This window comes from Phascolarctobacterium faecium, from assembly GCF_003945365.1.
GTDB classification, from domain to species: domain Bacteria; phylum Bacillota; class Negativicutes; order Acidaminococcales; family Acidaminococcaceae; genus Phascolarctobacterium; species Phascolarctobacterium faecium.
Genome location: NZ_AP019004.1, coordinates 2303843 through 2324278 on the forward strand (window position 1 = coordinate 2303843; position 20436 = coordinate 2324278).

Consider the following 20436-nt stretch of genomic DNA (forward strand, 5'->3'; position numbering starts at 1 on the left):
CAAAAGCCGGAAAAAATATCAAGCCAAGCTTCGATTTCAAAATGCCACCTCCCTGCCAATGACAGTTTGCAGGATACCAGGCTTCAACTGCATCCTCAGTGAAATAATTTCACCACTGTCGTAATAGCCATGGATAGTTCTGAAAAACTCTTTACTGATCACTTCAGCTTCCTGCCCCGGCAGCTGCCAGGCTTTAGCCTGCTCATGCAGCCATGCTGCCAAAAGTTCTTCCGCCATTTTCATACTGAAGCCACTGGGCAGCCGTTCACGCTGTCCGCTCTCCGGGATCAGATAATATCCTTCCGTAGTATCGGCCCGCAGACTGGCAGCTAAAGTCGGCCGGGCCAGTGCCGCTCCGACTGCATTAGCAACAGTTGCGCCAGCCGGTATTTCCACAGGCAGTCCCATCCGTTCTCCCAAAGCCATAATCAAACCTGCTGCGCCACCGCCGACGCCTACAAGCAGCTCCGGCTCAAATTCAGTCCCTTTAATAACATCGTTGACAGTGTAAACAGGCTGAATACTCCATTCATGCAGCATTTCGTTAATCGTAGCTTCAATAACAGACACTGCCGCTTCGACAACCTGCCTGGCAACCTCAGCCGCTGTCTCACCCATCAGGCACAGCTGCTGCATCCCCCTATGAGCCGCCGCCTTATCACCAAAACCAACCCGCCCAGCTACTATCAAAGCATCTGACAAAGTCGGTTCACAGCCTCCCACTGCCATCGCCGGACCAATACGTTCAGGGCCAACCTCAAAACCGGTTTCTGTCCGACGGATACGGCTATCACCGCCAATGCCAACGCTTCGCATATGGAACGAACGTACAGCTGTCGGATAGCCGGCAACTTTAGCTCCATGTCTGGCTAGCAAAGGCAGTCCATTTTCCCAAAAAGCAATATCAGTAGTCGTCCCACCTACATCCAGCGAAATACTTTTCACCTGCGGTGCGCCCAGGGCCTCTATACCCAAAACGCTGGCTGCCGGTCCTGTAAAAATAGTTTCCACAGGCTGTTTCAGCGCTATATCTAACGGCAAAGTTCCCCCGTCAGCCTTTAACACATGTACCGGTGCAGTAATATTGCGTTCCTTCAGGCTGTCTTGTACCTGACGGCAAAAATTTTTAAAAGTTTTATAAACAGCAGCTGCAAAATAAGCAGAATTAGTACGCCGCACAAAATTCAATTCGCCTGATAACTCCGAACCGAGAAAAATTTTCTCATAACCGCAATCTTTCAGTTCTCCTGCAAGTGCATATTCATTTTCAGGATTACGTACCGAAAATTTTCCGGACACAGCCGCCATTTTGTTTTTTGCCTTAGACAGTAAGCCCTGATGCTTCTGCCAGTCAATACGAGCTGTTATTTTACCGCGATGATCGACATAGCCGCTCACATAATAAGGCTCTACAGGAAAGCTCTTACTAACATTCATTCCCGGTCCTGTCATCACAGCCAAAAATACCGGATCAGTTCGGCCTTCTGTTAAAGCGTTAGTTACGATTGTGCTGGAAATCACTACCCGTTCAATATTATAAACTTCCTGCTCCTGCAAAACCTCATCCAGAGCTTCTAAAATACCTTGCAATACTGCTTCATGTGTTGTTCTGCGTTTAGCCTGCGCTATTATTGTACCTCTCCCTATCAGCACGGCATCTGTAAATGTCCCGCCGACGTCAATTCCCAGTAGCATATCCTCACCCCGCTTTTCCGTACATTCATTAACATTTTATAATTCCATATCCATACTGAAAAAACCTGCCAAAAAGAAAAATTATTCCAAAAAGAAAAACCGCCTTCCGGCGGTTTTAATTGAATTTTTATATTATGCCAGCAAAGCCTGCAGCTCATCTTTATGCAAAGTAATAATTTTTTTGACAGTGTAGAGCGCAGTTCGTCCACGGCAATCAAGAAACAGCGCAATGTCCACATCCGGCATGCCTTCGACAGCCTGCTTCAAAGTAACGCCATGTTCCGGCACCAGCTCAAATTTTACAACCATCGTCTTCTTTACACCAGGTCCAAGCAGCATTGCTTCGAAATAGTCATCTTCACGCGGCGCTTCTTTTAAATTGACGCGTCCGCGCAGCTGGGCATCAGCATATTGTTCCTGCGGCAGATACACACGGATAAATGCATCCAAGATAATGCCTTCTTCTTTGCCATCGTTATGCATCGGCAGCTCAACTTCAAACTCCAGCTTATTTTCGCTGCGTTTAATCAGTCTGGCTTTAGTACGCTGAGTAACTTCAAAAAACATTTTTTCCTTGCCCTGAAGCAAGATATATATTCCGATTACAACAACTGCCAATAAAATCAGTGCTGCAATAACTTTTAAAATGAAAAGCATTTTTTAGCCTCCTTAGCGTGCCCTGCGATAGTTTTTTATAACAACGACCGGTGTTTTCTGACTGCCATTACCAAAAGGATTATCAATCAAAATCTGTGCTACTTCATCAGCATTAACACCCTTGGAAACCCCCAGAACACAGGAACGCTTCAAATCGTTAACATCCGCTACTGCCGCTCCAAAAGCACCTGTGCCGCTGGTAATTTCCTCGGCTACTTTACTGGGGTTATGCGGTCCGTAAACAATATGCTTGTCATATGGAGGCATCGTACCCGTAACGTCATCGATCAAACGTGCCTGTTCTCCTGCCATACGATAAAATACACCGGAAACACCCACGCATTTTGCCGCAAAGCCACAGATAACAGCAATCAAAACCCTCATTCCGCCTTCAGCATCGATCAGAGCCTGCATACTATGCCAGCCAGAGATACTGCCCTTGGACGGAAATAAACGGCACAAAACCTTTGCCAGCAAACCTGGCTTAAAATCCTCACTGCGTTTGGCCCCGCCCTGTGTAATAGCCACAACGCTTTCAGCAACACAAACTACATCATCAGGTCCAATCTTGTCTCCGCCATATTCAACAATGGCTTCTACGATATCGTCGTGATGGGTCAGGATACGTGTCGGAACCGGCACGATTTCAAATTTTGTTTCCATCTTCTCACTCCTTGGCTGTTTCCTGCTGAAACAGCGCATTGATTTTATCAAAATAACAGGCATCTAAACGAATAATCTTTCCCTGTTGGTTGGTAAATAAATTACGGGTCCTGCCTTCAACCAGCACCACGCCATCAGCAAGCCGTATCACCTTGTAAGCAAAATCCATTTTAGCCCGGCTGAATTCAGTCATTATCGTCTGTACTTCAAACTCATCATCAAAAGTACAGGAATTTTTATATTTCACATGCACTTCTGTAATCGGAAAAATAACACCGTGTGCCATTAAATCCAGTAATTCAACACCTGCGGCACGCAGATAAGCCACACGACCCATTTCAAACCAGCGCAGATAATTGGCATGATGCACCACGCCCATCATATCTGTTTCTACAAAACGCACCCGGTCACGGATAGCAATCATTTCGGCTTTCTCCTTTACTTACTTTCTTCAAACAAAACTAATTTATATTATACCACTTTTTACCATCAGGCTTCAACCAAAGTCAAAATTCTGCTTACAGCCTCTTTCACTAACGAAGCCAGTGACTTAGGCTCCACGCCAACTATTTCAAAATGATTTTGGCTCACGGGCAAAAGAACTTTTTTAGCAGCAGCGCTGCCGACTGCTTCCGCAATACGTGGAGTGATCTCACCCATCATAGCATTGGGTATGATGATGCCGATAGGGCCGACGATCAAATCTGCTGCTGCCGCTGAAATACAAATCGCATTTTCTCCTGTGGCTCCGCGCTTGACTCCTGCTTTGAGCATTGCTGCCGTTGCCAAAGCATTAGTGCCCAACCCGATAAGCTCAACCTGTTCCGGAAGCTTGCCGGTCAGTTGGCTTACGACCTGTGCGGCAAGTCCGCCGCCCATTCCATCTATCACAGCGATACGCATAATCTTCTCCTCACTTACGTCTTATATTTGCTTAATATTATAACAAAATATCTCTTTAATGAAAAATTTTCATAAATTTTACTTTGAAACACGAATTTCATCAGCTGAAAACATTGAAATTATTGCTTTAATAGTCGATAATTATAATATAAGATTAAATTTTTCATTATTAAGGAAGTGAACATCATAGATACTTTACAGGAACTTTATGCTAAAAAGGGCTTTATCTGCGATATGGACGGCGTCATCTATCACGGGAACCGTTTACTGCCCGGAGTAAAAGAATTTGTCGACTGGCTTTATAAAGAAGAAAAAGAATTCCTATTCCTGACGAACTCCAGTGAGCGTTCTCCAAAAGAACTGCAGCAAAAATTAGCGCGAATGGGACTTGACGTTGATGAAAGCCATTTTTATACCAGCGCTTTGGCTACTGCTAAATTTCTGGCAAGCCAGTCTCCAAAATGCAGTGTTTATGTTATTGGCGCACCAGGACTTGTCAATGCTCTTTATGATGCCGGTATCACGATGAACGATACTAATCCTGACTACGTAGTTGTCGGCGAAACCCGCGCTTATAATTATGATATGATTTTAAAAGCTGTAAGCCTCCTACAAAAAGGTGCACGTTTAGTAGCTACAAACTCTGATCTGACGGGTCCCACTGAGACCGGTATCATTCCCGCCTGCCGTGCTTTGGTTGCTCCTATCGAACTTGCTACAGGAAAACAGGCGTACTTTGTAGGCAAGCCCAATCCTCTGATGATGCGTACCGGTCTGAGAATGCTTGGCGTCCATTCAGACGAAGCTGCCATGATAGGCGATCGTATGGACACAGATATAGTTGCAGGAATGGAAAGCGGCCTGACTACGGTCCTGGTACTTTCAGGTGTTACTGATCTTGAAAATATGCAGGTTTTTGCTTATCGTCCCCGTTATATTTTAAATGGTGTTGGTGATATCGTCCCCAAATAATATAGTAAAAGAAAAAGCTCCTGCAAAGCAGGAGCTTTTTTTATTGATTGACACGCTTTTGAAAATTACCAACAACAAAAACATTTTCTTCTATAATTATAAAAACTTCAGGATCGGCAGCCAAAAGCAGACGCCGCAGCTGCAGAAATTCACTTTTGGAAACTACGGTCATCAGAATTTCTCTTTCTTCATTTCTATATGCACCATAAGCATTCCATTTTGTAACGCCACGATTGACTTTTTCGAAGATTATCTTTTCCAATCCTTGCTTTTTCGTAATGATCAGCATCGTCAGCATTATATTCTGGAAATGTACCTTATCCAGCACATAATAAACGATACCCGTAAACAAAACTGAATAAATTGCCTGGGAAATACTGAAAATTACCGCACATGTCCCAAAAATAAAAATATTCAGCATCGCTGAAACCTTACCGACACTCAAATTTGAATGCTTCTGCATCAGTAAAAGTCCCAAAATTTCTTCACCGCCGCCGCTGCCACCAGAAAGCAAAGTCATCCCGGCACCAATACCGCAGATCACACCGCCTGCTACACAGGCCGTCAAATGTTCGTCGACCAGTAAATGATCTGCAATCGGCACTACAGTCAAAAACAAGCTGTACCAGCAAACACAGTAAATGGTTTTAGCAAGAAATTCCTTCCCAAAACGTTTCACGGAAACCGCCAGCAACGGTATATTCAAAATAAAATATAAAATACCGGCGATATTGGTATTGCCAAAACTGATACCGAACCAGCTTTCCATGAAGTGTCGTATGAGCTGGGCAATACCTAAAAATCCCCCATTATACAGACCAACAGGCACTATAAACTGGTTCAAACCCACAGAATAGATCAAAGAACCGATAACAATCAATAACGTCATTCGCGGCGTCAATAACAATCTGCAGTAGCTCATAAAGCTTTCCTCCGCCAATATTATCTAATGATTTGATTATATATAAAACGCAGAACTAAGTAAATCCCTTAGAAAAAATTTAATATTTATTTTACTGCACTTCCTGCTTCTTTATTATATTTTTTATTTCATCAACCCAGTATAAAACTTGCAAGAAGCTTGCCGTTATGCTATAATTCGCTATGGTGCATTGTGCACCAAACACTATGCGCCCGTAGCTCAGTGGATAGAGCATCGGCCTCCGGAGCCGTGTGCGGTGGTTCGATTCCACTCGGGCGTACCAATGGAAAAGACAGACGCAGACTTGTTCTGCGTCTTTTTTATTTTGCATAAATCATAAAGAACGAAATATAATACTTCGTTTATTCTGGTCATATAAAACCCTGCTGCAAATTACAGCAGGGTTTATTTTCAAACGTTATATTCATATTTTTGAATCGAACCGACAGAAAAATGCACCAAATAATCAGGATAACCATCGACAGGGATCCAAAAAGAAACTACGTCACCTAATTTACCGACTTTTTTACGATAACTGGCTTCACCATTCTTCCACGCTTCTTCTGCCCTGCAGCCCTTGTGCTGTTCTAACGGCTCAACTAAAGCACACTTGTTGCCCTCTATGCGTCCTGTACTGGGTGCGACTTTATTGGCAGCAATAATATTACGCTTTTTATCAATAAGCATTGCCGACTCCGGATAATTATCCCACATCAAATGAAACGCTTTAATTACCTCTGCCTTTTCCATACCTCCAGCTCCTTTACCTTGTCTTTCTCTGCTTTCATATTACCACAAAAAAATGACTTCTGCCAGAAGTCAAAAAATATCCCACAGCTTAAGCTGCGGGATATTTTTTATTCACTATATTCAGGTTCACCAATAATATCAATTCTTTTTTTCCGGGAACGCACTTTTTCCCAATATGTGAAATAAGCTTTTGTTTCTGCCACAACTACTCCACTCAATCCCAGCAAAGCAATCAGATTCGGAATCGCCATTAAACCGTTAACGATATCAGCCAAAACCCAAATCGTTTCCAGCTTTAAAAAAGCACCGGACGCCACGAGACCAATGAAGACTAAACGATAAGGCATGATACTTTTCGTGCCAAAAAGGTATTCAATGCAGCGTTCACCGTAATAATTCCAACCCAAAATAGTAGTAAAAGCAAATAACACTAAACCTATCATCAATAAATATTTTGCCATTGCAGGGAAAGCCATTGCAAAAGCAGATTGAGTCATAGCCGCACCATTCAAATCGCCTGTCCAAACTCCGGAAACCACCAGAACCAAACCTGTCATTGTGCAAATAATGATCGTATCGATAAAAGTTCCCGTCATTGATACCAGCCCCTGCTCAGCAGGCCATTTTGTTTTCGCCGCCGCTGCCACGATCGGAGCACTGCCTAAACCGGCTTCGTTAGAAAAAATACCGCGCGCAATACCACTGCGCATCGCCAGCATAACAGTAGCACCCAAAAATCCACCAGCTGCCGCCGTAGGATTAAAAGCACTTTCAATGATAAGAGCAAATGCTGCAGGTACCTGATCTGCAAATACGATCAGTACTGCCGCTGTAGTAAGCATATAAACTAAAGCCATAAATGGCACTATTTTTCCTGCTACCATCGCGATAGATTTCAAGCCGCCGATAGTTACGATTGCCACCAAAACAGTCAGAATAGCTGCCGTATACATGACCGGGATCCCTATGGAAAGATTAGTGATCTCAACGATAGCATTGACCTGTGTAAAAGTACCGCTGCCTAAACAGGCAACCATCACCCCGAATACCGAAAACATAACTGCCAGAGGTTTATATTTTTTACCAAGTCCCTGTTCAATATAATGCATCGGTCCGCCGGAAATATTGCCGTTGGCATCAACCGTTCTGTATTTCACTGCTAAAACACCTTCGGCATATTTAGTTGCCATACCGAAAAAAGCCGCCATCCACATCCAGAACAACGCTCCGGGACCACCTGCCTTGATCGCTGTAGCAACACCTACGATATTACCTGTACCAACAGTAGCTGCCAACGCCGTACACAAGGCTTTAAAGCTATTGATATCGCCGTTGCCTGTATTTCTTGCAGTAAAAATCAATTTCAATGCGGTTGGCAGCTTTATGACCTGTAATAAACCTAATCTTACAGTCAGTAAAATACCTGTGCCAATAAGCAAAACCATTAACGGCGGTCCCCACACAAAACTATTGATAGTGTTTAAAATATCCATCATTATCCTAGCTCAACCCCTCAAATAAATTAATTTTATTTCGTTGGTATTCCACGAAAATATTAACTAACAATATCCAACAACGTTTTCTATTGTAACACAATCGGAACTTTTTTCAAGCATTTAGGCAATTGTATACAAGTATTCTTCTTATTTCACCCGCATTTGTGTATACAGTATGCAATTAGTATTAAAAATAAAGAACAAAAAAGCGCACTTTTAGTGCGCTTTTTTGTTCTTTAGGAGTTATTTGAAAAATGTAAAGCAAAACTCACTTTTCCAATCAGTGGAAGCCAATATACAAAGCATCTGAGTTGCATCTTAAAAGCTTCACTTCAATCTAGATTTTAAATAACCTGTTTTTTCAGTACTTTCAGAATATCCAATAATTCTTCTGCGGTATATTTGTCTTCTACCTCTTGAGGTTTAACCTCAGTATTCAAAGTTAAGCCTAAAAGTGCATCAACGCCACAGCTGAAATAATGTGAAAGTCTTAACAAAACTTTCAAATTAACACTCACACGCCCATGTTCCAGATTACTCATATGTGTTTGAGAAATACCAAGTTTTTTCGCAAGCTCTGATTGGGTAACACCTTTACGGATACGCATGATCTTGATGTTTTGTCCGATTTTTACAAAATTGGGTTCTACGCTCATAACTGCCATCTCCTCCCTGAACTGTATAAAATATAATCCCAGAAAATTTTAGAACTATATTTTTATAAAAGCTAAACATCAGGATAAAACCATTTGTTTGCTAGCTTTTCAAAATTAAACCGGTATGCAGATAAACATACCAGAAAATTATTCTGATCTTACTTAAATATCCTTATCTGTCAGCAAAATACCTGCATCAACATTCAGGACTTGCGCAATCTGCAGCAAAACTGGTACGCTGCACTGCGCTTTCCCTGTTTCTATTTTCGACAGATACGAGCGTGAGATTCCTGCCTCATCAGCTAATTCTACCTGACTTATATTTTTCATTTGTCTGTAATATTGAATTTTTAACCCTAATTGTTTAAATTTTGTCGAAAACATTTAAATCTCCATTTCCATACTAATCCAAGATGTTAATTATTTATCCCTTCTTTGCTATTCTTTATACTTTATTAATATTATTATCACATTTTATTAATATTTAGGTGTTCAGAAATAGTTAACATATGTGTTCTTTAGTGCACAGAAATAAATAAATTATATCTTTTTTATTTTATGTGTTAATTTTTTCAACTTCCATTAATTTATATCAATAAACATTTTACATTATTTAAATGCTATTCAAAAAATTACTTCATATTATGTCTTCAATATTGCATTTATAATTATCAGAATAATCTGCAATAATTTTTTTGATATTTTACATACACTATACAATTCATTATATTTAAATTTATTTCTAACAAAAGTATTCTTGTTGCATTGGTTATATATTATCATAATGGATATGTTTTTGTCTTAAGTTTAAGTTTCAAAATTACTTTTTATATTATTTTTATTTCTTTTTATTATTTATTTTATTTTTACATTCAATACTATCTTTTGAAATATTATATCTTTATTTACATAAAAAAGAAAAACCTCCATTTTTTTATGGAGGTTCAGTAATATATACATATTATATAGACAATAAGTCAAAAGTTTTTATTCTACTGCTTTTACTGAGCATTTAACTTTTACCACTGTTTTTAAGTATCTTAAACGGTTAGCAAATCATCTAAACTACACTTAAAAAAACCGGTAAGCTTATACAACATTTTCAGGCTTATTTTAACTTTACCATTTTCTATATTACACAAATGAGCTGCGGATACTCCTAAAAGCTTAGCCAATTTAGCCTGACTGATACCTTGACGTATCCTTTTAATTTTTATATTAATACCTATCGTTTTATAATCAGGTTCTTCCACTTTCTTACACCTCTTTACTTTTTCTTAACTTAATAACTGCTCCCATCTGTCAACAGTTCCCCTGGATCAATATCGAGTACTTTTGCGATCTGTATCAAAACAGCCAGACTGTAACGCACTTTTCCTGTTTCAATTTTAGAAAGATATGAACAGGAGATACCAGCCTTTTCCGCTACTTCCATCTGTTTCAATGCCTTTCTTTTTCTGTAATAGGCTATTTTCAATCCTATTTTTTTGAATTTCTTGCTAAACATAATTTCACCAACCACACTTTTATTCTTCTGTAATATTAATTACATCAATTTTATTATATCCAGCTATTCATTTTTATGTTTTCAATAATAGTTCAAATATGTGCACTATAATACATAATCGCGTTAACATTATTTGAAAAATCCCTGTCATTTATGTCATAAAAGTATTTCGCTTGATCAGACAATAAAAAAAGCCCTGCTTCAGCAGGGCTAAAATATCAGTCTTTTATTCTAATTTAAAATTAAAAATATCTGCAACCTGGCTAACAGGAATGATAAACTCGATCGTTCCGGCAGCATACGGAGCAACAGCATAAGGCGGATATACTATAACAAGATCAGCATTATCCGTAATATAAAAATTTTCTGTTCCGTTCACTTCTACTTTTTTATCAAAAAATCCCTTTAACTGCTGTTCGTCTGCCACCTGTTTTGCAACAATGGCATTCAAACGCGGCAGATAATTGCTGCCAGCTTTAAACATATCGCCTAAACTCAGTAATTTACCGTTTTTTAAATTTACGTTGATCGTATCCAAATATGTATTCGGATGGGCACCACCCAAATAATCCATATAAGTTTGTTCTAAAGAAAGTAACTCTTCACTGTTAAAACGCACTTGATATCTGCCGTCAAACGTATACTGTTTGACATGAGAACCGGCTTTATGAGCTGCCTGCGCCTGATTTTGCAGTTGACGATTGATAAAGCCTGCTATATCAGTCACAAACTCACGGCTCGCCTTCGCACCACCGTAACCGTCAAACTCAGGATAGTAATTTTCCTGTAAACTCAGTCCATTACTTCCTCCGGGCAAATAAGCATACAACTTTTTCACAATATTAAAATCAATTGCCATATTCACTTTGTCATCAACTTCTGCACCGCCTACGGCTCCTTTCACAACAGGGATATTAACTGTTACTCCGCCAGAACGTATTTTTTGATCAGTAATCTGAGGTTCTGCAGCCCATGCTGAAACAGCTATCCCCAAAGCCATGACTCCTGCCACACCAGCAGTTATAAATTTCCGCGACATCTTCATCTGTTGCACCTCCAAGAATAGTTATATTATTAGTATAACATTATTAAATGTCAAAAGAATGTCTTTTCAAAAAAATCCCCCGTTTAATCGGGGGCTTTTCATCTTTTATTCTAAGATACGCATTCTATCCGAACCGGATATAACTTCTTTTTCATCAGGCTCAGCTGTTTTAGCGCCAAACGGCATTTGCGCAATCAAACGATACTGATCTGGGATATTGAATACTTCTTTTACTTCCGCATCAATAATTGGGTTATAATGCTGCAGATTGGCACCTAACCCCTCCTCTTCTAAAGCTGTCCAGATAGCAAACTGCAGCATGCCGTTAGCCTGATCTGCCCAAGTTTTAAAATTTGCCGCATAAGTAGGAAAATTACTGGCAAAAGTTTCTGTAATGCCTTCATCATCAAAATACAAAATAGTACCATACCCTGTTGCAAAACTATTGATTTTAGCTTCAGTAGGCGCAAATTTTTCAGCCGGTACACGTTCACGCAAAGTTCTCATAACAATATCCCAAAAATTTTTATGAGCCTGCTCAAACAATACTACAACACGGGCGCTCTGACAATTAAAGGCCGAAGGAACATCCTCCAACAGCATTTCTATCAGTGCTACAATTTTATTTTTGGGAATCGGAGAAGTGTTGGTAATACTGTAAACGCTGCGGCGTTCATGAATACTGGAAAGAAAAGTTTTTTTCATAATTATGCCTCCTTACTATAAATACTCTTTTATTGCTAATTTGACTTTACTACAAAGCCAGGAGAAATGCAAATTATCAAAAAACCCTCTTTAAGGGCTTCCCTGCTGGTTTGTTACTTTTGTAAAACATTATGAAAGCAATTATTCCTAAAAATCAAATAAAAAAAGCATATCCAAGTTTCTTGGATATGCCTGATTTCTGGTGGGCGCTGACGGGATCGAACCGCCGACATTCTGCTTGTAAGGCAGACGCTCTCCCAGCTGAGCTAAGCGCCCGAATGGTGACCGGTGGGGGAATCGAACCCCCGATACCGCCGTGAAAGGGCGGTGTCTTAACCGCTTGACCAACCGGCCAGTTGGCTCCCCGAGTAGGACTCGAACCTACAACAACTCGGTTAACAGCCGAGTGCTCTACCGATTGAGCTATCGGGGAAGGTCACTGACGTTTCTCAACGTCACAAGTGGTATTATATGGCAATTTTGTAATCTTGTCAACACTTTTTTTGAAATTTTTACTGATTTTTATGTTTAATCTTAACAACTATTTTTTGCACTTCTTGCATTCCATTCTTGGTACTGCAGCCAGGCCGATGTAATTCCCACGGAAAAAATACAGCAAAATCACCAGTCTGCAAAACTACGTGATCCTTCTCCTCTATTTCTTCGTAAAAAAGCAGATCACTTTCATCTGCATGATCTTCCACAACAATATGTTCAGCTCTTCTGGGTGTAAAATAAATTATTTCCTCCCCTGCACCTAAATACTGGACATCAATATACTGATTATGAGCTTCGGGCTTTTTATTTATTTTATCTTCTGTCGCATAGGTATTAATTCTTACAAATACATCCCTGCCATCTATTTCATATTCACCGTTCTTTACTTCGGCAAAGTTTGTTTCTTTTATATATTGTAAAGCTTTCTGTAAACCCTCTGATACATATGGCAGTATTTTTTCTATATCTTGCTTATTTCCGCAGATCATTATAAAAGCCTCCTTATTAAATTCAGTATTGCTTTATTCGACATTTCCATGTAAAATCCTGTTTTCTGCTTTGACAAACTACTATTAGTTACGTTAAAATTGTAACATATATTTTGATGAAAGAGGTTTAGTATGAGCTATTTGAATGTTACTAATGTTTCCCATACTTTTGGCGGCCGCCAGATCTTGGAAAATGTTTCTTTTAAATTACTGCGCGGCGAGCATGTCGGTCTCGTCGGTGCCAACGGCGAAGGTAAATCGACCTTCCTTAATATCGTTACCGGCCATTTACTGCCGGATGAAGGCAAGGTAGAATGGCCCGGACGCGTTACTGTTGGTTACTTAGACCAGCAAAGTACACTAGAGGCTGGTAAAACTATCCGCGAGGTCCTGCGCACTGCTTTCAATTATATGTACGAAGCAGAAAAACAGATGCTGGAACTTTACGACAAGATGGCTGAAGCTGCACCTGAAGAAATAGATAAAATGATGAATACTGTAGGCGAGATACAGACAGAACTCGAACACAGTGGTTTCTATTCATTAGATACTAAAATCGAAGAAGTGGCTAACGGTCTCGGCTTAGGCAGTATCGGGCTTGACAGAGATGTCAGCGAACTTTCCGGCGGTCAGCGCAGTAAGGTTTTGCTTACCAAGCTGCTTTTGCAGAACTCTTCCATTTTGTTATTAGATGAACCTACCAACTATTTAGACGTTGAGCATATCGAATGGCTGACAAGGTTTTTACAAAACTATGAGCATGCCTTCATTCTTATTTCTCACGACATAGTCTTCCTCAATCAGGTAGTCAACGTTATCTACCATTTGGAAAACTGTGAACTGACCCGCTATACCGGCAACTATGACAAATTCCAGGAAATGTACGCTATTTATAAAGCCCAGCGTGAAAGTGCTTATGAACGTCAGCAGCAGGAAATTGCCAAACTGGAAGATTTTGTCGCCCGCAATAAAGCACGCGTCGCTACTACTAATATGGCTAAAAGCCGGCAGCGCAAGCTTGATAAAATGGAAATCATTGAAAAACCACGTGAAAAACTTAAACCAACCTTTAAATTTACAGAAGCAAGGACTCCAAGCCGTTTCATAGTTGAAGCTAAAAACTTAGTTTTAGGCTATGATACACCGCTTACTCGTCCTGTAAGCTTCAATCTTGAACGCGGTCAGAAAATAGCTCTCCGCGGTGTAAACGGACTAGGCAAAACGACCCTTTTAAAAACTATTTTAGGACTGATACCGCCAGTGTCAGGCTCTGTAGAACTGGGTGAATTTTTAGAACCTGGTTATTTTGAGCAGGAAGAACGCACTAAAAACGAAAATACAGCTTTAGAAGACGTATGGAACGAATATCCCGGTCTTACCAATTATGAAGTCCGAGCCGCTTTAGCGGGCTGTGGTTTAACTAACGAACATATTACCAGCAAAGTTTTTGTTTTGAGCGGCGGCGAAGCAGCTAAGGTCCGTTTATGCAAGCTGATGCTTCGTGATATCAATTGGCTTGTTTTAGACGAACCAACAAACCATCTGGACGTTGACGCAAAGGAAGAACTTAAACGCGCGCTGATCTCATTTAAAGGAAGTATCCTTCTGGTTTCGCATGAACCTGAATTTTATGAAGATTGGGTAACTTCAGTTTGGAACATCGAAGATTGGACTACAAAAATAATTTAAAAACAAAAAATCCTCAACCAAAATTGGTTGAGGATTTTTATTTTTGATTAACCAAGCAGTGACGCCACATCTTTTTCAAGCTGCATCGGCGCCGCTACTAACGGCATATTTTCATTATGCCACTTCAAGCTTGCCATCGCAGAGACATTTTTGCCGCGTTTACATAAAATACGTTTACCACGTTTTTTACCCTCATGATAAAGAAACCGCACTTCAGGCGAATCCTTAAAAAGATTTTCTTTTATCCAGCGTTCACCTTCATAAGCTCCACCGAACGGTGCAGCAAAAAACAGTATCCAGGGACGATCGCCGCTGTTCCAGTTATGAGGTGTTAACGCCAGGTTATAGTTTGTTAAATACTCCGCTTCAGCAGCATCATCAAAATTGGCCCATGCCATATAAAACAACGGGCTGCCTTTTTCTGACATTCCCAGTACATACTGCTTATTAGCGATCGCCGGAAAGATTTGCGAAGCCATCATATGCAGCGGCATCGTCTCATGTTGTTTAGAATGCATCATCAGCCAGGTAATATTACCTAAAATATATGCTGTGCTATAATGTTCATCCTGTAAAGACGGTGCTATAAATTTAATTTTTCCTTGAATTTTATCCATGATCCGAGTTCTCCTTTGGTCGTCTTTCCTCCACCAAATCCCCTATACAATATTCTGCATCATCTAAACAGTTTTAGAATTCCCATCTAATACCTGTATTTACCTGCCATTCCTTTTTCGTGTCGCCACCAAAGCTGCGTTCAATATCACCATAGAAATGGGTATTACGGCTTAACTGAACCTGCGCGCCCATACCGAATTCATACCAGGTATCGCCATTGTCATAGCGTTTACGCAGATTTTCGCCGTTAGCAGCAACCATCGATACATCACGGTCACCGTCAAATTCATGGAACGCTCCCAGTTTAAAATAATAGCTGCTTTCCGGGCTAATCTTCCGTCCAACTTCAAAACCGATACGGCCAATAGCACTGGTTAAACCATCTACATCGATCTTGGTTCCGCGTTCGGTCGTAAAATCAACACTATTCATTCTGCCTAAAGTAATTTGTGCCTGCGGTGTAAAGAACCAGCCTTTTTCGTAATTCTTCTGCCTGCCATACTCAAAGCTGATACTGTAAGCAGCATTGTCATAATCACTGCGTTCAGCATATTCGCCATAAGTATTCATCTTGTGATCCAAGTGTCCAGCACGCAGCACTATATCTGTATAATGGCCTTTATTGCCAAACCATGTCGTATATAAACCGAGAGCAGTCAGGCCTGTTTCACCCTTGCCTGCCGTATAGCTTAATTTACCTTCGCTGCGTTCCAATACGATACCATTAGTACGCTGACCATTTTTCTCGTCATATCTGGTCTTATCATAACCCAACTGATAGGTATGGTATTTATCGGTGTAGCTCTGACCTTTCAATTTACCATGATACATACGAGCCCAAACACCGTCTGTTACATGTTCACCACTGCGAATATCGCCTAAACGTTTACGTAAAGTGTCATTAGTAGCTCTCCACAAGCTGTAATCACTGGCAAAACCATCGTTGATGGTTTCAGTATTGCCATTTTCCTTCTTTTCAATTTTTGTCAGATACCACTCATTCGCACTTTCACCTAAAGTATCCCCGCGCTCAACAGTCGGCAGTACATCCCATAATCCACCGGTATCCATATATTCTCCAACGAAAGAAGCATTACTGCTGTTATCTGTGATCAAATGCAGTTTCTTTTCACCTGAAACCTCGCCATTGATCAAACTCAGGTCATTAACATGCACATAATGTGTGCTGCCGGTTTCCGAAGAATTGATTACCAGTTTATCGCCATTGGCTTCACTGTCCAGTTCAGTATTGAATTTGAACACACCGCCGCTGCCGCTCAGATCATCAACAGTCACAACGGTATTCATACCAGCTTCATGACTGAGATTAACCATACTGCCGCCGCTGACATGTAAACTGCTCACTTCAGAACTGCTGGTAACATGCCAGTAACTGTTATTTTTCAAATTCAAATTAATCGTTCCGCTGTTTGCAAGTGCGGTACTGCCAGTAAACACAGAATTATTATCCATGTCCAAATCAATGGAACCGCTGTTATCAGCATACATATTGCCGGTAATATTAAAAGTAGAATTACCAGCCGTACCTGTTATAGTTCCCTTATCGGCATAAATAGCGTAGCCATCATTGTCATTATTATCTATAGTAGCGCCGCCTAAAAATTCTATGCTGCCGGTTGCAGCATTTACATATGCACCATGAGATCCGCTGCCTTCAACAGAAATATTCAAACCGTCGCCTGCTTCAATAATACCTCTTTGTGCCAGTAAGCCATGTGAAGCATCACCTTCAGTTGTAATACCAACATTATCATCTAAAGATAAAACCGAACCTGTCATGTTTGCAAATACACCATGGGAGCCATCACCAGCTGTAGCAATAGTAGAACCGGCGCCAATTTCAACAGCACCGTTTGCGACACTTCCTTTTGCCGAAGTATCAGCATAAGCAGCAACACCATGAGAACCATCACCCAGCGTAGTCATCTCCGCGCCTTCTTCAATAACGATCTTGCCATTATTGGAAGCCATCATTACGGTATGCGAACCATCACCTGCCGTAGACAAAACCGCGCCTTTACCAATATTGATTTTAGACCCGCCTGTCGGATTAGTTGTAGACCTGCCCTGTGCCGCATAAACCGCATGCGAACTTTCACCCAGGGTTCCGGCCGTTAACCCATCACCAATATTTATTGTAGCATGGAAATTTGCACGCACAGCATGGGCTCCGTCAGAAGTATCACCATTGGAATACTTCAATTCCCCATTATACAAAGTATTGATCGTAGCATTATCCCCAATGTTGAGGACTGTAGAACCGTTGATGTTCAAACCATCGGCACTGTTACCGCTGACAGTTATTGTCAAATCGTTACCAATATTAATCGTACCAGTAGCATTCTGCCAGTCAGAATTACCGCTCGGATTTGAACGGATTCCGTCACCAGCTTCACCTGTAGTAGTAATTGTCAAACGATTTCCCGCCGAAGTAACTGTTGCTGAATTGGTAACATTCGTATAAATACCAAAAGCATGTCCTACTAAACTCGGATACGCATTAGCAGAAGCTTCAATCGTAACATCATCACCGACAGATTCTCCACCATACATCGAACCTCTAGCTGCCTCTGCAACACCGAATAAAGGCATTGAACTTATAGCTAAAGCTATAGCCAAATGCAAAGTCTTCTTATTTTTCATTGCAACCCTCTCCTTTATTGAGTTTTAAAATTTATAATTTTTATATATTAAAATCGCTCCCCAACGACTTTAAATATATTAAAAATCACTTTACTAAAATTTATTTATTTCCTTTTAAAGCATCTGCCTTCTTTAAGTTTATAAAATTATATTCCAGCAATGTAATATTAATTGTTAAAAACTGATTTGTCAATATTTTTAGGAATATTTTTGCATTTTAGTTACATTTTATTCACATTATAATGATTTTCTCTTATTATTATTTTTTAACTTTTAGTTATTTCATCTGGTATTTATTTAATAATAATCAATCTTTTACAGATAATGCAACTATCGTTAACTACCCGCTTAACAAGCCGCATTTCCTTAAACAGCCAATTTAATTCACCATTTAAATCTTATTTTAAATAAAAAAAGCAGCCTATTTTACAGAACAAAATATTTATCTTGTAAAATAAGCTGCCGAAGTATATTAATCTTTAAAATTATTAATTTTTATTCACTATTGTCCGTTTTTATATTTTTGTATAATTTTACATTTTTCTTTCTTTAACAGGCTCTATTCTTTATCGAATGATTATTTAGTATTATTTTTTATCCAGTTAATAACTATGTATTTTTATTATAACAAAGCATCTTCCCATAAAATGCTTAATCATTATAATTTCCCAGATATCTATCAACAGAAAAATAACTGCTGTTACTACAAATGCTCTCCCGTGTATTCATACAAACATCTACTATCCAAATATATATATATTTGGATTTCTAAAACACCAAATAAAAACCGCAGTTCATAAAAATGGACTGCGGTTTTATTTAGTATCTTTTTATTCCCACTCAATCGTTGCAGGCGGTTTAGATGTAATATCGTAAACAATGCGGTTAACGCCTTGCACTTCATTGACAATACGTCTGGAAATAATATCCAGAACACTGAAAGGAATATGCGCCCAATCAGAGGTCATACCATCACTGCTGGTTACAGCACGCAGTGCAACGGTATGCGAATATGTCCGTCCATCCCCCATAACGCCTACAGAACGGATATTGGGCAGACACGCAAAATACTGCCATATTTTGCGCTCTAAACCAGCTTTAGCAATTTCTGCTCGAAAGATAGCATCAGCTTCACGAGTTATTTCTAATTTCTCCTGAGTAACTTCCCCTAGCACACGGATAGCTAAACCAGGTCCAGGAAATGGCTGACGCCAGACTAAGGCAGAAGGTATTCCCAATTCTTCTCCGACAGCACGAACTTCGTCTTTAAACAGTTCGCGCAGCGGTTCAATCAAAGCCAACCGCATATCCTCCGGCAAGCCGCCAACATTATGGTGGCTTTTGATTGTCGCTGAAGTACTGGTACCGCTTTCGACAACATCAGGATAAATAGTTCCCTGCACCAGAAAATCTACCTTGCCCAGTTTATTAGATTCTTCTTCAAAAACACGAATAAATTCTTCACCGATAATCTTGCGCTTCGTTTCAGGATCAGACACACCTGCCAACCGGCCAAGAAAGCGCTCCGCTGCATTGACGCGGATCAGATTCATATCAAATTGTTCTTTAAAAACCGTTTCGACCTGATCGCCTTCATCTTTACGCAGCAGGCCGTGATCTACAAAAACACAGGTCAGCTGCTTACCCACTGCTTTATGTACTAATACTGCCGCAACGGAAGAATCAACCCCGCCGGACAATGCACAGAGAACTTTTTTATCGCCAACGGCCTCTTTAATCTCGGCAATTTTACGCTGTGCAAAACTGCTCATAGTCCAGTCACCTTTAACTCCGCAGACGTCAAACAGGAAATTAGAAATCATCTTACGTCCAAATGGTGTATGCTCCACTTCAGGATGGAACTGCACTCCATATAATTTACGCAAATCATTAGCCATTCCGGCTACAGGGCATTCACTTGTATCAGCAGTTACTACAAATCCCTCCGGGACCTCTGACACATAATCAGTGTGGCTCATCCAGGAAATATTGTGCTCTTCGATATCCTTAAAAAGAATATTATTTTTATTGAGTTTTACAGCCGTTTTCCCGTACTCACGCACATCAGCGCTTTCAACTCTGCCTCCTAGCGTCTGAGTCATCAGCTGATGTCCATAGCAAATACCAAGTACAGGTACGCCTAGTTCAAATACGCCAGGATCGATCTTAGGAGTATCATCACCATAAACACTATTAGGCCCGCCTGTAAAGATGATCCCTTTAGGGTTTTTAGCTTTGATTTGTTCTAAAGTGTAGGTATAGGGAACTATTTCACAGTAAACGCCGCATTCCCTTACACGCCTGGCGATCAATTGGTTATACTGACCGCCGAAATCGATAACTAAGATCATTTCATGGTTACCTGTTTGCATATTGCTGTAAGCCTCCTCAAAATAATTTAACTAATAATGTATAATATAATATCATACAATAATCACGCTGAAATTGCAATGCAAAAGGCCCCGTACAATAAGTACGGGGCCTTGGACTTTCAATGTACAGATGTAA

The 20436-nt window shown here is 40.3% G+C and carries 20 protein-coding genes and 4 tRNA genes; 3 read left to right on the forward strand and 21 right to left on the reverse strand.

Annotated features, from left to right (window positions below; genetic code table 11):
* Positions 1–36 precede the first annotated feature (36 nt).
* From PFJ30894_RS11040 to PFJ30894_RS11060, 5 genes are all read right to left on the reverse strand, one after another.
* Positions 37–1695, reverse strand: coding sequence for a hydantoinase/oxoprolinase family protein (locus PFJ30894_RS11040; RefSeq protein WP_046430351.1), 1659 nt, complete (start codon positions 1693–1695; stop codon positions 37–39).
* A 132-nt stretch (positions 1696–1827) separates the two neighbouring features.
* On the reverse strand, positions 1828–2352 hold the full coding sequence (locus PFJ30894_RS11045) for a hypothetical protein (protein ID WP_125669843.1): 525 nt from the start codon (positions 2350–2352) through the stop codon (positions 1828–1830).
* 12 nt (positions 2353–2364) lie between these two features.
* Positions 2365–3015, reverse strand: a complete 651-nt coding sequence (locus tag PFJ30894_RS11050) for a coenzyme F420-0:L-glutamate ligase (protein ID WP_021717043.1) — start codon at positions 3013–3015, stop codon at positions 2365–2367.
* 4 nt (positions 3016–3019) lie between these two features.
* Entirely contained in the window at positions 3020–3439 is a 420-nt protein-coding gene (locus PFJ30894_RS11055) for an acyl-CoA thioesterase (RefSeq protein ID WP_125669844.1), read from the reverse strand.
* A 65-nt stretch (positions 3440–3504) separates the two neighbouring features.
* Positions 3505–3918 (reverse strand): DUF3842 family protein, encoded by a 414-nt coding sequence (locus PFJ30894_RS11060; protein ID WP_021717041.1) that lies wholly within the window; start codon positions 3916–3918, stop codon positions 3505–3507.
* 234 nt (positions 3919–4152) lie between these two features.
* On the opposite strand from PFJ30894_RS11060, the gene PFJ30894_RS11065 reads away from it, so the two are divergent.
* A complete protein-coding gene (locus PFJ30894_RS11065) occupies positions 4153–4890 on the forward strand; it encodes an HAD-IIA family hydrolase (RefSeq protein WP_155164240.1) in 738 nt (245 codons plus the stop codon).
* 40 nt (positions 4891–4930) lie between these two features.
* Here PFJ30894_RS11065 and PFJ30894_RS11070 read toward each other — a convergent pair whose 3' ends face one another.
* Positions 4931–5812: a YitT family protein gene (locus tag PFJ30894_RS11070; protein ID WP_021717039.1), complete on the reverse strand. Its 882-nt coding sequence runs from the start codon at positions 5810–5812 to the stop codon at positions 4931–4933.
* A gap of 208 nt (positions 5813–6020) precedes the next feature.
* Between PFJ30894_RS11070 and PFJ30894_RS11075 the strand changes: the two genes are divergently transcribed.
* Positions 6021–6095: transfer RNA gene (locus PFJ30894_RS11075), tRNA-Arg, on the forward strand.
* 128 nt (positions 6096–6223) lie between these two features.
* On the opposite strand, the gene PFJ30894_RS11080 is transcribed toward PFJ30894_RS11075, so the two are convergent.
* The 12 genes from PFJ30894_RS11080 to PFJ30894_RS11135 all read right to left on the reverse strand — a co-directional run bounded on the left by PFJ30894_RS11080 (position 6224) and on the right by PFJ30894_RS11135 (position 12957).
* Positions 6224–6562 carry a hypothetical protein gene (locus PFJ30894_RS11080; protein ID WP_021717038.1) on the reverse strand — a complete coding sequence of 113 codons (339 nt, stop codon included), beginning with the start codon at positions 6560–6562 and terminating at the stop codon, positions 6224–6226.
* 107 nt (positions 6563–6669) lie between these two features.
* Positions 6670–8058 (reverse strand): alanine/glycine:cation symporter family protein, encoded by a 1389-nt coding sequence (locus PFJ30894_RS11085; RefSeq protein ID WP_044491490.1) that lies wholly within the window; start codon positions 8056–8058, stop codon positions 6670–6672.
* Positions 8059–8402: 344 nt separating this feature from the next.
* Positions 8403–8714: a helix-turn-helix domain-containing protein gene (locus tag PFJ30894_RS11090; RefSeq protein WP_167457070.1), complete on the reverse strand. Its 312-nt coding sequence runs from the start codon at positions 8712–8714 to the stop codon at positions 8403–8405.
* 162 nt (positions 8715–8876) lie between these two features.
* Positions 8877–9098 (reverse strand): helix-turn-helix domain-containing protein, encoded by a 222-nt coding sequence (locus tag PFJ30894_RS11095; RefSeq protein ID WP_021717035.1) that lies wholly within the window; start codon positions 9096–9098, stop codon positions 8877–8879.
* A gap of 656 nt (positions 9099–9754) precedes the next feature.
* Positions 9755–9967, reverse strand: a complete 213-nt coding sequence (locus PFJ30894_RS11100; protein WP_021717034.1) for a helix-turn-helix domain-containing protein — start codon at positions 9965–9967, stop codon at positions 9755–9757.
* A 29-nt stretch (positions 9968–9996) separates the two neighbouring features.
* Positions 9997–10236, reverse strand: a complete 240-nt coding sequence (locus PFJ30894_RS11105) for a helix-turn-helix domain-containing protein (protein ID WP_021717033.1) — start codon at positions 10234–10236, stop codon at positions 9997–9999.
* 211 nt (positions 10237–10447) lie between these two features.
* Positions 10448–11266, reverse strand: a complete 819-nt coding sequence (locus PFJ30894_RS11110; protein ID WP_021717032.1) for a DUF3298 and DUF4163 domain-containing protein — start codon at positions 11264–11266, stop codon at positions 10448–10450.
* Between the two features lie 105 nt (positions 11267–11371).
* Complete coding sequence (locus PFJ30894_RS11115) at positions 11372–11971, reverse strand: nitroreductase family protein (RefSeq protein WP_125669845.1); 600 nt, start codon at positions 11969–11971, stop codon at positions 11372–11374.
* A gap of 200 nt (positions 11972–12171) precedes the next feature.
* A tRNA-Val gene (locus PFJ30894_RS11120) sits at positions 12172–12247 on the reverse strand.
* Between the two features lie 3 nt (positions 12248–12250).
* Positions 12251–12325 (reverse strand) — tRNA-Glu (locus PFJ30894_RS11125).
* Positions 12326–12328: 3 nt separating this feature from the next.
* Positions 12329–12404 (reverse strand) — tRNA-Asn (locus tag PFJ30894_RS11130).
* A gap of 79 nt (positions 12405–12483) precedes the next feature.
* The gene (locus PFJ30894_RS11135) at positions 12484–12957 is read right to left on the reverse strand and encodes a YhcH/YjgK/YiaL family protein (RefSeq protein ID WP_021717030.1); all 474 of its coding nucleotides are present in this window, start codon (positions 12955–12957) and stop codon (positions 12484–12486) included.
* A gap of 132 nt (positions 12958–13089) precedes the next feature.
* Between PFJ30894_RS11135 and PFJ30894_RS11140 the strand changes: the two genes are divergently transcribed.
* Positions 13090–14646, forward strand: coding sequence for an ABC-F family ATP-binding cassette domain-containing protein (locus tag PFJ30894_RS11140; RefSeq protein WP_125669846.1), 1557 nt, complete (start codon positions 13090–13092; stop codon positions 14644–14646).
* Between the two features lie 47 nt (positions 14647–14693).
* Here PFJ30894_RS11140 and PFJ30894_RS11145 read toward each other — a convergent pair whose 3' ends face one another.
* From PFJ30894_RS11145 to guaA, 3 genes are all read right to left on the reverse strand, one after another.
* Entirely contained in the window at positions 14694–15263 is a 570-nt protein-coding gene (locus PFJ30894_RS11145; RefSeq protein WP_125669847.1) for a toxin-activating lysine-acyltransferase, read from the reverse strand.
* A gap of 73 nt (positions 15264–15336) precedes the next feature.
* Positions 15337–17928, reverse strand: coding sequence for an autotransporter family protein (locus tag PFJ30894_RS11150; protein WP_125669848.1), 2592 nt, complete (start codon positions 17926–17928; stop codon positions 15337–15339).
* A gap of 830 nt (positions 17929–18758) precedes the next feature.
* Positions 18759–20300, reverse strand: a complete 1542-nt coding sequence (guaA, locus tag PFJ30894_RS11155; protein ID WP_125669849.1) for a glutamine-hydrolyzing GMP synthase — start codon at positions 20298–20300, stop codon at positions 18759–18761.
* Between the last annotated feature and the right edge of the window lie 136 nt (positions 20301–20436).